This is a genomic window from Rheinheimera sp. (genome assembly GCF_036782235.1).
Lineage (GTDB): Bacteria > Pseudomonadota > Gammaproteobacteria > Enterobacterales > Alteromonadaceae > Pararheinheimera.
Genome location: NZ_DAIPZL010000002.1, coordinates 364,479 through 377,598, shown reverse-complemented (window position 1 = coordinate 377,598; position 13,120 = coordinate 364,479). Strand labels below are relative to the sequence as shown.

Sequence of the window (13,120 nt, the reverse complement as noted above, 5' to 3'; positions counted from 1 at the left end):
ACCGCTGAACTATGTGCAGTTGCTGCTGCTGTTGCACTATATATTGTTACCAGCTGTAACAACTGCGGCGCTGGTAAAACAGCGCCGCAATCACGGAAATGCAGGCTATTTGCCTACTTTCAGAATGGCTAAAAACGCTTCTTGTGGCACTTCAACATTGCCCACTTGCTTCATGCGCTTTTTACCTTCCTTTTGTTTTTGTAACAGCTTTTTCTTCCGGCTGACATCACCGCCATAACACTTGGCCAATACGTTTTTACGTAATTGTTTCACCGTAGTACGGGCAATAATATGACTGCCAATAGCGGCCTGAATGGCGATATCAAACATCTGACGAGGGATCAGCTCTTTGAGTTTTTCGGCCAGATCGCGGCCACGGCTCTGCGCAAAATCACGGTGGCTGATAATAGCCAGCGCATCCACTCTTTCACCGTTGATCAGAATATCCACCCGTGACATGTCCGAGGTTTGGAAACGTTTAAAAGCGTAATCCAAAGAGGCATAACCACGGCTGGTTGATTTTAACCGGTCGAAGAAGTCCATGACTACTTCCGCCATTGGCAGTTCATATACCACTGCCACCTGACGACCGTGGTACGTCATATTGATTTGTACACCACGTTTTTCAATACAAAGGTTAATCACGTTACCTAAGTATTCCTGTGGTACCAGAATATGGGCTTCAACAATAGGCTCGCGGATTTCGTCAATATTCCCAACTGGCGGTAAGTCGCTTGGGTTATCAACCATCACGGTTTCACCAGCTTTGGTCACAACTTCATACACTACTGTTGGTGCCGTGGTGATGAGGTCCAGATCGTATTCACGCTCTAACCGTTCCTGAATGATTTCCATATGTAACATACCCAGGAAACCAATACGGAAACCAAAACCTAAAGCGCTGGAGCTTTCTGGTTCATAAAACAAAGATGAGTCGTTTAAGCTGAGTTTTTCCAGCGCATCACGGAAATCTTCATAGTCGTCTGACGACACCGGATATACACCGGCATACACCTGAGGTTTAATGCGTTTAAAGCCTGGTAAAGGTTCAGTGGCTGAATTTTTTGCCAATGTTAAGGTATCGCCAACAGGTGCGCCTTTAATTTCCTTAATACCGGCAATGACAAAACCTACTTCGCCAGTGCTTAAAATGCCGGTATTTTTTGCTTTTGGCGTAAAAATACCCACTTTGTCCACTTCGTAGACGGCGCCGCTCGACATAATTTTAATTTTGTCTTTGGCCTGAATTTTACCGTGTTTAACGCGTACCAGTGACACAACGCCCTGGTAGGGGTCGAACCAGGAGTCGATGATCAGTGCCTGGGTTGGCGCGTCCACATCACCTTCAGGGCAAGGGATACCCTTGACGATTGTTTCCAGCACATCTTCAATACCTAAACCGGTTTTGGCAGAACACTGCACAGCACCCACGGCTTCGATACCAATGATGTCTTCAATTTCTTCAGCAACACGCTCAGGTTCAGCCTGTGGCAGGTCAATTTTGTTCAGAACCGGCAATACTTCCAGGTTCATTTCCAGCGCTGTATAACAGTTGGCAACAGTTTGTGCTTCTACACCCTGGCCGGCGTCCACGACCAATAAGGCACCTTCACAGGCGGCCAATGAGCGGCTGACTTCATAGGTAAAGTCAACGTGACCCGGGGTGTCGATAAAGTTCAGCTGATAAGTTTCACCGTCTTTGGCTTTGTAGTTCAGCGTTACACTTTGCGCTTTGATGGTGATACCACGTTCACGCTCCAGATCCATCGAATCCAGCACTTGTTCCTGCATTTCCCGATCAGACAAACCACCACAAAATTGGATCAGCCGGTCAGACAAGGTTGATTTGCCATGGTCAATGTGAGCAATGACGGAGAAATTGCGGATATGAGATATTTTTGCCATTTTTTCCAATATAAAGCTGAGCTGATTGGCCGCTAGACACCGACGTTAAAACATCAGGTGCTGACAGACCACAGATTAAAATTGCCGCGAATTGTACTTGATTTGCTGCGAGGTTGCTATGTGTTCTTAGGCTTTCACGCCAGTGGGGGTTTTCGCTGCAGCTCTGATGATAAGTGCAGTATTATTGCTGCTGCACTGCCAGCGTCGGCAACACGGCCAATAACTCAACCTGTTGTTCAGCACCACCTTGCTGTAAACCAAAACGACGTGCCAAATAATAACCGGGCAAAGCGGCCACAATACCAGCAAACAATTGCCAGCCTTCGCTTGCCTCTGCCCAGTACATCAAAAGCACTGCGGCAATAAATAACAACAACGGTAACAGATACACCACAAGGGCAGATTTCAGTAGTACGCCTTCATGAATGCCAATGCGCACCTGTTGGCCAGGCAATAATTCAGCATACTGCGAAGAAGGATAAGGCAGAAAAAAACGGTACTGGCGGTTGGTCAGATGTTTGGCCACCACACCACTGGTGCAGCTATCGTTGGCACTGCAGGCCTGACAACTGCTTTGCACCCTGGTTTCTAACCAGACACCCTGTGCCTCTGTCTGAACTACTGTGGCTATCTCTTCAACCATGCTGCTGTGCCTGTAACGATAAATCGGGCATTATAGCTGCACCGCTTAATGAACGGAATCTGCCAGTTTGTTCGCAACGGCCACATCAAGCGGGCCTATAACAGTGACGTCAATATTCTGCTTGGGCAGCACCAATAAAGTGGTAGCTCCATCACGAAAAGCCTGGGCGGGTAAACCGGCCGATGGCTGCACAAAGACCGAAACCTGATGCAAACCATCGGTTAATAACCAGGAAGCCAGCACCGTATTATTGGGTGCCATTGGTGTCTGTTGCTGTAACACCAGCTGGTAACCGTCAGGCAACCAGCCCAGCTGAAAATCAACTTGCTGCCGGGATTCACTCTGCGGTAACTGCAAGGGGTCGGTCGGTAAATCAGCGCTGAGTAAACCCATTAATTCTTGTGGCAGGCTGGGTTTAAGCTGCATATGTACTACCATCCAGCGTTCCAGCACTTCATTGTTTTGATCAACAGTATCTACCCGAAGAGGAAAGCCGGTTTCGCCATCCAACCACAGCCAGTAACTAAAGCGGCCGTTGTTAAAAGCGGTTAGTCTGAGCAATTGGGCGGTGCGGCCTGACAACGAAGTGCTGCTGCCGAGCACTGCGTCATACAATTTCATAATGTCGCTTGGTGACTGGAACAATATTGCTGGCAACTCTTTAATCGACTGATTGACAGTGACCAGCAACGAATTACCTGGGGACGAATAATACACCCTGTCATTGCGTCTGAAGGTGTCAGTGCCGGCAAGGTCTTGTGGAATGAGCTGCTCAAGTTCGGTTTGCACAGGCAGGCTGCCTGAGGCCTGATGCACCCCATGTAACCAGCGGAAAGTATTCAGCTGATTGCTGCGCATCTGCACAAAGGTGACGTCAAAGTTGAATTTTTTAACCGCTTGCTGGCTGCGCTCAAACTGCAGCCAGCCATCATTGCTGGCTGCTGCTGACAAACTCAGCAACAGACAGCTTAACCACAACAACACAGGCATTTTTATTGTCCGCGTGGAGGCTGCTCAACAACAGGCTGGTTTTGCTGATTTTTTTGTTGCTGCTGTGCAGTTTGTTCAAGTAAACGGATTTGCTGTTGCCGAGCCTGCATGAGCTCCTGCAACCGGCGTTGTTGCTCCAGCTGTAATTGTTGCTGCTGAGCGGCAAAACGCGAATCCACTGAACTCTGACTTAAACTGACAGGAGTGGCTACACCGCCGATAGGTCTGGTTTGCAACACCGGCAAAGGTGAAGTTAAAGCTTCATCAGGCGATTGCTGGCTTTGTTGCACGCCCACTACAGCCACTATGGCTACACTGGCAGCAATAGCTCCCTGCAACATGGTTTTTATCCAAGGCATATTGGCAGCTGATTTAAATTTGCCAAAACGGGACGTCGCAGCCACAGCAGCCAGCTGCAACTCAGGCTCCGGCTGCAACTGGTGAATTTCTTCATTCTCAAGTAATAACGCAAAGTTATCAGCAAACTGAAGATCAACCTGAGCTGGTAATTCGTTGCGGATCACATTGCCTATCATCTGATAACGCAGCCACTGCTGTTGCAGGTCGGGATCTTGTAACAAAGAGTCGAGCTGTTGCGCACTGATGCCTTGGTTATCACTGGCGGCAGATAGCCAATCTTGTTTTTCAGACGACATACATAATCCTGTCTTTGTTCATAGGTCAGCTGATTAATGGCTTCAGCTGGATGTCAATTGCTTCGCGTGCCCGGAAGATCCGGCTACGGACTGTGCCTATAGGACAGCCCATCACTTCGGCAATTTCTTCGTAACTCAGACCATCCATCTCACGCAAAGTAATGGCAATGCGCAATTCTTCCGGCAATTTTTCAATAGTTTCGAACACTACATGGCGGATTTCCTCGGTCAGCAACAGCTTTTCCGGCGAATCCTGCACTTTTAACGCATCACTGCCCTCGTAAGAGTCAGCTTCTTCCGCATCAACGTCTGTTGACGGCGGTTTGCGGCCGTTGGCCACCAGATAGTTTTTTGCACTGTTTACAGCAATACGATACAACCAGGTGTAAAACGCACTGTCTCCGCGAAAGCCTGGCAGCGCACGATAAGCTTTAATAAAGGCTTCTTGTGCTACATCTGCCACGTCGCCATGATTAGAGACGTACCTTGAAATTAAGTTCGCTAATCTGTGCTGATATTTTCTTACCAACAGATTAAAAGCTGCTTTATCCCCTTGTTGTACCCGCTGGACTATCTGCCAATCCAATTCTTGCTCGCTCATCCGAGCTTGTCCCCTGTTTTGCTTACTGCTAAATTTTGCAACCGGCTCTCGTCAAGCGTACCCTTATGACGGGACCGAAGTGAAAAAGTTCGGTTTAATAGATAAAAAAGTTACAATAGATTGATCCTGACCGCATTGGATGACATATAGCCCATCCGAACGCTGACGGACACCTCAGCGCCAGTCGCAGCCTGCCTGGCTTTTTACTCAACTAAGATTCTGTTTTTTGTCAGATTTAAGTGTATCGCATGCAACAGCAAAAAGAACATCTTTGTGACGTATTAATTATTGGCAGCGGCGCTGCCGGTTTGTCTTTGGCGCTGCAACTGGCAGATAAACTGAATGTGATGGTGCTGAGTAAAGGCCCGCTGCGCGAAGGTTCCACTTTATACGCACAAGGTGGCATTGCCGCTGTGTTTGACGAAAACGACAGCATCGACTCCCATGTCAGCGACACCCTGATTGCCGGCGCCGGTTTATGCGACGCACAAGCAGTGAAATTTACCGCCGAGCATGCCAAAGAAGCGATGGAATGGCTGATTGAACAAGGTGTGCCTTTTGATCAGTACCGTGACGAAGACGGGGTGTTAAAGTACCATCTGACCCGCGAAGGTGGCCATAGCCACAGACGTATTCTGCATGCAGCAGACGCCACAGGCCGCGCTGTGCAAATTACTTTGGTTGATCAGGTCAAAGCCCACCCGAATATCCGTTTGCTGGAAAATTACAACGCTATCGACCTGATCACAGCAACAAAGCTGGGCCTGGCGGGTCAACATTGTTATGGCGCTTATGTCTGGAACCGCAACTCAGAGCAAGTTGAAGTCATTTCTGCCCGTTTTGTGGCATTAGCAACAGGCGGCGCCAGTAAAGTGTACCTTTATACCAGCAATCCGGATGTGGCCAGTGGTGACGGTATTGCCATGGCATGGCGTGCCGGTTGCCGGGTGGCCAATATGGAATTTAACCAGTTCCACCCCACCAGTTTATATCACCCGGACGCCCGCAATTATCTCATCACCGAAGCCATGCGCGGTGAAGGCGCTTATTTAAAAAGGCCGGACGGCTCGCGTTTTATGCCGGATTTTGATGAGCGCGCTGAGCTGGCTCCCCGTGATGTGGTTGCCCGTGCTATCGACTTTGAAATGAAACGTTTAGGTGTGCCTTGTGTGTATCTCGACATCAGCCATAAACCCAAAGATTTTATTATTGAGCACTTCCCTACAATTTATGCCAAGTGTTTAAGTGTGGGCATCGACATCACCAAACAGCCTATTCCTGTGGTACCGGCCGCCCATTACACTTGTGGTGGCGTGATGACCAACCAGAATGGCCAAACCGATGTGCCCAATTTATATGCCATTGGCGAAGTGGCTTATACCGGCCTGCATGGTGCCAACCGCATGGCCAGTAACTCATTATTGGAATGTGTGGTATTTGCCCAAAGCGCCGCCAAACATATTCTGGCCAATCTGGCACAGGCAGCAGCACCTATTTCACTGCCACAATGGGATGAAAGCCGCGTCAGTAACTCAGATGAAGAAGTAGTAATCACCCACAACTGGCATGAACTGCGGTTATTTATGTGGGATTTTGTCGGCATAGTACGCACCACCAAAAGGCTGGAACGTGCGTTACACCGCGTGGAATTATTACAACGCGAAATTCAGGAATATTACCGTCATTTCCGTGTCAGCAATAACCTGCTGGAACTGCGTAACCTGACAATGGTGGCGGAGCTGATTATCCGCTGCGCCATGGCACGTAAAGAAAGCCGCGGTTTACATTACACCCTGGATTATCCGGCTATGCTGGACAACCCCAAACCCACTATCCTGACCCCGCCGGAACGTGCAGCTGAACCGGCCAACACTCAGATGATCTGAGTTGTTTTGACAATCTGAAGCAACAAGCAAAAACGGCGTTTGTGCGCCGTTTTTTTGTATTTGGTGTCAGCTGCGATGCAGTTTTTGTTAACCGCCCCCAGCCGTTTTTGAGGCTCTACGGCGGTATTTGATGATCAGATACACCACATAAATCTGCAAAGCGGCTGTGGCGAGCTGACCAATAATAGACTGCAGCTCAGTATATTTTTCGGCATATACATACAAAGACAAATTACCGACAGCAAAAGCCAGCCAGGTTAAAGCCGGCACCCCTTCGGAGGTTTTGGTTTTTAATAGGTGCCACAACTGCATCAGGGTTGCAGCAGGGAAAATAATCGCAGGCACGTAACCTGCCAGTTCGATCAAAGTCATGGTGTTTATCCAGGGAATTAAAATGCACCTAAATGTACCTAAGTGCAGAGCGCACTTAGCAAAGTGCTTACAGCATAACAACAAGCCGGCAAGCACAACAGCTGCAATTTAGATGACTAATTTTGTGTTTGCCAACGGCGTTCCGTGCAGGCGCGGGCCAGCGCTCTGCCATCGGCTTCGGAAAAGTTATCGCGGTATAACCACAACTGATGGATCCGCTTTGCTTCATCCTGCCAGTACAACCAAAAACCCCAGCCGCATACCAAAGACTGTGGTAATAGCTGCCCTGCGGGTTTGGCATCATGCAAAAACCGGATGCGACCGTCCTGCTGCAGTGTCAGCATCCGGATCGACAGAGGTTGTCGCCATGCGCACAATTGCCGGTACAACACAACAACAGGCAGCGGGCTTATCAGCAACAATTGCCACCAGGGTAAAGGCAAGACCAGGCAAACCAAAACAACCGCCAGCAGGCTCAGTGCATAAGGCACAGTGCGCCAGCGTGACGGCCTGAGTGGCAGGCTAAACGCGGACGCGCCGGACAATGGTGTCCACCAGCTGCTGCAAAGTTGCATCCTGCGACCTGGCATGTCCCATAAACCAGGCAAATAAATCCGGGTCGTCACAGGCTAATAAACGTTCAAAATCATGCTTTTGTTCTAGGCTTAATGCGTCATAACCCTGCTCAACAAAAGGAGATAACAAAATATCCAGCTCCAGCATACCGCGACGGCAGGCCCAGCGTAATTTCGGTTTACTCATTAATTCAGACATAACATGCTCTCTTATTTTGCTGGCCGGATTCTAACAAATAATTGCTGCGGGGGTTGTGCTTTTCCATCTTTCACCCAATGATCTGTGCCAATGAACATTGAAGGTTTAAAAGCGATATCTGTTATGCAAAGCTCCTGGATCAGTGCTGAACAATTAGCACAGTTATCAAACGACACCAAACAAGCTTTTATTAGTCCATTACCGGCTTTTTATGTAGTGCGGATCAGTGGCCCTGATCAGAAAAAATATCTGCAAGGACAAACCACTTGCGATATCAATACTTTAACTGAACATAATTTTTTACGTGGTGCCCATTGTGACGCCAAAGGAAAAATGTGGGCCACTTTTCATTTGTGGCAACAAGGTGAAGATATTTTATATACCGGCTTTCGGGATGAAATTCAGGCGTCTTTGGTGCAGCTGAAAAAGTTTGGTGTATTTTCCAAAGTCAGCTTTCACGACACCCAGGAGCAACTGGCGGTGTTGGGCATCAGCGGCCCTGATGCCGACAAACTGGTCGCAACACTTGGTTTTGCAGTGCCTGCCCCAGGTGCTTTAGTGGCAGTGCCGGACGGTCAGCTACTGGCGCTGGCTGAGCAGCATTATTTATTGGTGCTGGACATTGCGGCGGCCAAAACGCTGCTGACAACCCAGGCTCTGCACCTTGCCGCCCCCACCCGCTTTTTGGCACAACATATACTGCATGGCCTGCCCTATCTGGAGCAGGCGCTGATTGGCGAATATGTGCCGCAAAACCTGAACCTGCAAGCCATTGATGCTATTAGTTTTACTAAGGGCTGTTACATAGGCCAGGAAATGGTGGCGCGGATGAAATATCTGGGCAAAAATAAAAGAGCCACATATATTCTCAAGGCACAAAGTGCAGAAACTCCGGCAGCCGGCAGCGATATTGAAGTACAATTAGAGCAAAACTGGCGCCGTAGCGGTGTGGTAGTCAATGCAGTCAATATTCATGGTGAGCTGTTAGTGCTTGCTGTGCTGCCCAATGATACCGCACCGGACGCGCATTTAAGGCTGGCCAGTGCACCTGAAACCTTATTCAGGCTGGAAGCTCTTCCTTATTCTTTAAACTAACTGAGGTTTGCATGACCATTCAAAACAACAAAGTCGTTGCTATGCATTACAGCGTCAGTGACGCAGCTGGCAACGAACTCGACAGCTCTATTGGCAGTGAGCCACTGGTATTTATCCATGGCAGCGGCTCATTGATTCAGGGGCTGGAAGCTGCACTGGTTGGCAAACAAGCCGGTGATAAATTTACTGTTGAAGTACCGGCTGCTGAAGCTTATGGCGAGCGCCATGAAGAATTAACCCAGGCCGTGCCACGTGCTTTGTTTGAAGGTATGGAAGTGGCGGTTGGCATGCGTTTTCGCGCTGCAGGCCCGGATGGCCGCGAACAGTCTGTGATTGTATTAGATGTGACAGACGACGAAGTGGTCGTAGATGGCAATCACCCGCTGTCGGGCATTGATTTAACTTTTGCTGTTGAAGTGGTGCTGGTGCGTGATGCCACAGACGAAGAGCTGGCGCACGGTCATGCCCACGGCATGGACGGCCACTCAGGCCACGGCCATTAATCGCCAAAACAAAGCTGCAGCCTGACTGCAGTTGAGTTTGTAAAAACGCCGGCTTGCCGGCGTTTTTATTGGCAACATTAAAACACGTAAGTTAATCAGCACCTGACGCAGTTGCAGCCTGGCGCTGGTTTTTTTGTGTGATCAGTTGAATCACGGCTTTTGCCACCCCTTCTGAAGATAAATGGTTTTGCCCTGTCACCAGATGACCATCCACCAGCACAAAAGCTTCACTGCGTTGACCCACTTTAAAAATCCCGCCACGCTCGGTGATGGTTTTTTTCAGTAACAACGGAAAGTGCTGAAAATAAGGCGCATCCTGCTGCTCAAAGTCTTCCGGATACCCTGTCACTTGTTTGCCACTGACCAGATATTTGCCATCTTTGGTTTTCAGCTGCACTAAACCTGCAGTGCCGTGGCAAACCGCTGAAATAATGCCCTGATGTTGCTGATAAATATCCATCACCAGTTGTGCAATGGCCGGGTCTTCTGCCACGCCATACACAGCATTAGAGCCGCCTATATAATGCACAGCCTGATAATCGCCCGCCTTCAGTTGGGCTGCGGTTTTGCTGTATTTCAGCGCCTGCATCAGATCCTGCTGATACAGATATTCTTTGTGCAGCGGATCCGACGTGTCGATATAAGCCAAAGGCACAGCACCACCTTTTGGCGTGATAAAGTCGACGGTATAACCTGCCTGTTTAAAGGTGCGGTAGGCTTTGACTATCTCTGAAAAACTGGCACCGGCCGGCAAGTTGGACTGACCGTGAAAATGGGCATCAGACAAGATAAATAACACCCGCTCACCATGCTGCACTGAGGGCTGGCGCACTGCCGCTTTACTGATGATCTGCCACTTGCCTTCAATACGTTTCAGTAAAAACATATCAACATAACGATGGCCTGAGCCTTTTTGCAGAATTTCCGCTTTGGCGGTTGCCAGCTCACCTTCAATATCAATACTGAGAATTTCCCCAATACGACCGTTAAATTGCCCGGCTTTGGCCGGTTTAAACCAACTCACATAGTCAGCCACAGGCACCTGCCACACAGGCTGGCCTTCTTTGGCCAGAAATAACTCAGCTTGTGGGTGAAAGGCCTCTTGAATGTCAGCCTGCTGATTGTACGAGGTGCCGTGCAGGTACAGCTCAAGGGTATGGCGCACCGCCTGATAACTGTCCGCATCAGATAGGGACTGGTGATTTTCTGCCGCTGTTGGCGCAGGGTTTTGACCTGGTGCAGCTGCAACATTGCAGGCAACAATGCCCAGCAACAGGGTCCAACAATATAAATAACGCATAGTTCCTCCGGTGATGTTTAAAAACCGGAGCCAGCATAAAAACCAGCGCCTGAAGTGACAGCCTCGAGATATGATTCAGGATAACGGATTTATAATTCCGGAATCTTGCAGCTGTTGTTTGTAGCGGGCGGGCGTCAAGCCGGTGGCCTTTTTAAAGGCGCTATAAAAAGTAGACAGCGCATTAAAACCGGATTGTTCGGCCAGATCGGCCATTTTCAGCGGCGCCTGTTGTGCTAACAGCTGCCGGGCATAAGCAATACGATACGCATTGATATAGTCGTTAAATGAGGTTTGAAGGTTGTCATTTAACAATTGCGACAGCTTTGGCACAGACCAGCCCAGCTGTTTTGCCAGTTTCGCCAGCGTTAAATTGGCATCCAGATACAGTGGCTGATGTTGCATCAACTGCGCAAGTTCTTGCTGCCATAACAGGGCCTGCTGCTGCGGTAATTTTTTATTGGCATAGGGTACAGCTGCTGCTTTGGGTTCTGCACGCTTTTGCAGGTAAAGCGTCAGTACGGCCACATACAATAAAAAACTAAATGACAAAGCACCGCTGATATAAGAGGTGTAAGAGGCAAAATGATAAGCCGCCCACAACAGCAAATTACCGCCAATCAGACTTTTGAGCATCAACAGCTCTGATTTTTGCAAAGCGGCTGCCAGCTCAGTTCTGGTTTTGCGGCTGCGCCATAACCAAAAGGCGGACAATAAAATCCAGCCAAGCCAGCTGTAATTAATCAGCTGATACATCAGACTGGCCCAAAGTTCAGTGTATTGCTGATAAGGCCACAACAGTCCCACCACCAGCACCAACAGCAACACCACAGTTAAAGGCCACAGATACCAGGCCTTGTTTTTTTTCGGCCCACAAATACTGTGGCAATAGGCAAATAACAAAGGACCTATCAAGGCACAGGCCGACAACCCCAGCTGCAAAATTTGTTTGGTAATGGCCGGATTAAAATAAAACAACACAGATTTTAATACTCTGAGGCTCAGCATCAGCAGCAATAACGCCAGCAATGGATCTGCAACTGGTTTTTCAGCCGCTGGTGCTGGCTTACGGAAGAAAAAATAACCGGCCAGCAGCCAGGCGTTAAGCCCGCCCAGGGCGCTGAACATCAATAGCAGTTGTTCTGTAATGGCCATCCGAACATTATCCTTTTGTTCATCTGCAATAAGCCCGGGCTGCTCTGAGCCTGCTTGTGTTTGTCGGGTCTGTTTAGCTCGCCTTTATAACTGAGGCTGCCAGCAATGCTGAATGCCGCTAATCTTACTTGGTCTCAATGGTAAAAACTGTTATAAAAACAATTATTTTTATCAATTAGAGCCCGTCATGCCAAGCCGTTATCAACCCAATCTGACCCCAGCGCCAGCGCGGCTTATTCAGCAAGACGGTGATGCGGTTTATGGTTTATTTGATGGCTCTGTGCCAAGGCTTAATTTTACTGATGTTGACTACCGCACTGTACTGGATGGTAAAGCGAGCCAACTTGCCCGGCATTTTCAGTTTAAACAGTTTCAGTTTGTGTCTGTAACCGGCCCCAACTGGCTGTTGGCGGTGGCTATTGCTGATATCCGTTATGCCAGTTCTGGTTTTGCTTATTTATATCAGCAGGATGCAACAACAGTAGAAAAAGGTCTGTTGCTGCCCTTGCAGCTGGGCTGTCAGATGAGTCAATCCCCCACCTCAGGCCGGGCGCAGTTACATTGGGGCAAAACCCGCTGGCACTTTGACCTTGATAACCACAGCTGGCTGCTGGAGCTAGAGTGTGGCGAGCTGCAAGCCAACCTTCAGCTTGAACGCCAGCAACAACGGCCACTGGCACTTTGTGCCCCCACCGGTTATCAGGGCCTGACCTACACTGAAAAAAACAACGCTTTGGCGGTGACAGGTCAGCTGAAATTGGGTGAGCGACAATTTGACCTGAGTGTCGCCCGGGGCGGTTACGATTTTTCCGCCGGTTTTATGCGTCGCCGTACCAACTGGCGCTGGGCCTCTATCAATACCTTGTTGCAAAATGTGCCTTTTGGGCTGAATCTGGCCAATGGTGTCAACGAAACCGGACTTTGTGAAAATGCACTCTGGTATCAGGGCAAAATTCAGCATTTAAGCCCGGTGCAGTTTCAGTTAAAGCGGCAACAGCCAAAGCAAAACTGGCAATTACACACCTTATGTGGGGAAGTAGAACTTGAATTTCAGCCCTTGTATTGCCGCCAGGAAAAAGTGCAGGCCGCTTTGCTGACCAGCAATTTCAGACAATATGTAGGTTATTATCAGGGGAACATCATGCTGGCTGATGGCCGCAAACTGCAATTGCAACAATGCCTTGGCCTGGCCGAAGACCATTATGCCAAATGGTAACCTGTGCCCGACCCCGGACTTTTTTAT

General features: G+C 49.0%; 14 protein-coding genes. 4 read left to right on the top strand and 10 right to left on the bottom strand.

Translation table 11 applies throughout. From position 1 onward, the window contains the following. Nucleotides 1–105 precede the first annotated feature (105 nt). From lepA to rpoE, 5 genes are all read right to left on the bottom strand, one after another. The gene (gene lepA / locus V7P87_RS03895; RefSeq protein ID WP_409566851.1) at nucleotides 106–1,905 is read right to left on the bottom strand and encodes a translation elongation factor 4; all 1,800 of its coding nucleotides are present in this window, start codon (nucleotides 1,903–1,905) and stop codon (nucleotides 106–108) included. A 181-nt stretch (nucleotides 1,906–2,086) separates the two neighbouring features. Beyond that, nucleotides 2,087–2,548 carry a SoxR reducing system RseC family protein gene (locus V7P87_RS03890; protein ID WP_333796253.1) on the bottom strand — a complete coding sequence of 154 codons (462 nt, stop codon included), beginning with the start codon at nucleotides 2,546–2,548 and terminating at the stop codon, nucleotides 2,087–2,089. 45 nt (nucleotides 2,549–2,593) lie between these two features. Beyond that, nucleotides 2,594–3,538: a MucB/RseB C-terminal domain-containing protein gene (locus V7P87_RS03885; protein ID WP_333796252.1), complete on the bottom strand. Its 945-nt coding sequence runs from the start codon at nucleotides 3,536–3,538 to the stop codon at nucleotides 2,594–2,596. 2 nt (nucleotides 3,539–3,540) lie between these two features. After that, the gene (locus V7P87_RS03880) at nucleotides 3,541–4,194 is read right to left on the bottom strand and encodes a sigma-E factor negative regulatory protein (protein WP_333796251.1); all 654 of its coding nucleotides are present in this window, start codon (nucleotides 4,192–4,194) and stop codon (nucleotides 3,541–3,543) included. Nucleotides 4,195–4,219: 25 nt separating this feature from the next. Then, on the bottom strand, nucleotides 4,220–4,795 hold the full coding sequence (rpoE, locus tag V7P87_RS03875) for an RNA polymerase sigma factor RpoE (RefSeq protein ID WP_075806986.1): 576 nt from the start codon (nucleotides 4,793–4,795) through the stop codon (nucleotides 4,220–4,222). A gap of 248 nt (nucleotides 4,796–5,043) precedes the next feature. On the opposite strand from rpoE, the gene nadB reads away from it, so the two are divergent. Continuing rightward, nucleotides 5,044–6,681, top strand: a complete 1,638-nt coding sequence (gene nadB, locus V7P87_RS03870) for an L-aspartate oxidase (RefSeq protein WP_333796250.1) — start codon at nucleotides 5,044–5,046, stop codon at nucleotides 6,679–6,681. Nucleotides 6,682–6,768: 87 nt separating this feature from the next. Here the strand turns inward: nadB and V7P87_RS03865 are convergent, their stop codons facing one another. From V7P87_RS03865 to V7P87_RS03855, 3 genes are all read right to left on the bottom strand, one after another. Then, on the bottom strand, nucleotides 6,769–7,053 hold the full coding sequence (locus V7P87_RS03865) for a hypothetical protein (protein ID WP_333796249.1): 285 nt from the start codon (nucleotides 7,051–7,053) through the stop codon (nucleotides 6,769–6,771). Between the two features lie 116 nt (nucleotides 7,054–7,169). After that, nucleotides 7,170–7,598, bottom strand: a complete 429-nt coding sequence (locus tag V7P87_RS03860; protein ID WP_333796248.1) for a protein YgfX — start codon at nucleotides 7,596–7,598, stop codon at nucleotides 7,170–7,172. After that, nucleotides 7,576–7,827: an FAD assembly factor SdhE gene (locus V7P87_RS03855; RefSeq protein WP_333796247.1), complete on the bottom strand. Its 252-nt coding sequence runs from the start codon at nucleotides 7,825–7,827 to the stop codon at nucleotides 7,576–7,578. The genes V7P87_RS03860 and V7P87_RS03855 overlap by 23 nt, the downstream gene beginning before the upstream one ends. A gap of 123 nt (nucleotides 7,828–7,950) precedes the next feature. On the opposite strand from V7P87_RS03855, the gene ygfZ reads away from it, so the two are divergent. Together ygfZ and V7P87_RS03845 are read left to right on the top strand one after the other, a co-directional pair. Next, the gene (gene ygfZ, locus V7P87_RS03850; RefSeq protein ID WP_333796246.1) at nucleotides 7,951–8,922 is read left to right on the top strand and encodes a tRNA-modifying protein YgfZ; all 972 of its coding nucleotides are present in this window, start codon (nucleotides 7,951–7,953) and stop codon (nucleotides 8,920–8,922) included. Nucleotides 8,923–8,933: 11 nt separating this feature from the next. Further along, nucleotides 8,934–9,425: an FKBP-type peptidyl-prolyl cis-trans isomerase gene (locus V7P87_RS03845; RefSeq protein WP_296295805.1), complete on the top strand. Its 492-nt coding sequence runs from the start codon at nucleotides 8,934–8,936 to the stop codon at nucleotides 9,423–9,425. Between the two features lie 91 nt (nucleotides 9,426–9,516). Here the strand turns inward: V7P87_RS03845 and V7P87_RS03840 are convergent, their stop codons facing one another. Both V7P87_RS03840 and V7P87_RS03835 read right to left on the bottom strand, forming a co-directional pair. Continuing rightward, nucleotides 9,517–10,725, bottom strand: a complete 1,209-nt coding sequence (locus V7P87_RS03840) for a nuclear transport factor 2 family protein (protein ID WP_333796245.1) — start codon at nucleotides 10,723–10,725, stop codon at nucleotides 9,517–9,519. Nucleotides 10,726–10,800: 75 nt separating this feature from the next. Beyond that, the gene (locus V7P87_RS03835; protein ID WP_333796244.1) at nucleotides 10,801–11,877 is read right to left on the bottom strand and encodes an AraC family transcriptional regulator; all 1,077 of its coding nucleotides are present in this window, start codon (nucleotides 11,875–11,877) and stop codon (nucleotides 10,801–10,803) included. Nucleotides 11,878–11,989: 112 nt separating this feature from the next. Between V7P87_RS03835 and V7P87_RS03830 the strand changes: the two genes are divergently transcribed. Beyond that, nucleotides 11,990–13,093 (top strand): DUF2804 domain-containing protein, encoded by a 1,104-nt coding sequence (locus V7P87_RS03830; RefSeq protein ID WP_333796243.1) that lies wholly within the window; start codon nucleotides 11,990–11,992, stop codon nucleotides 13,091–13,093. Nucleotides 13,094–13,120 lie beyond the last annotated feature (27 nt).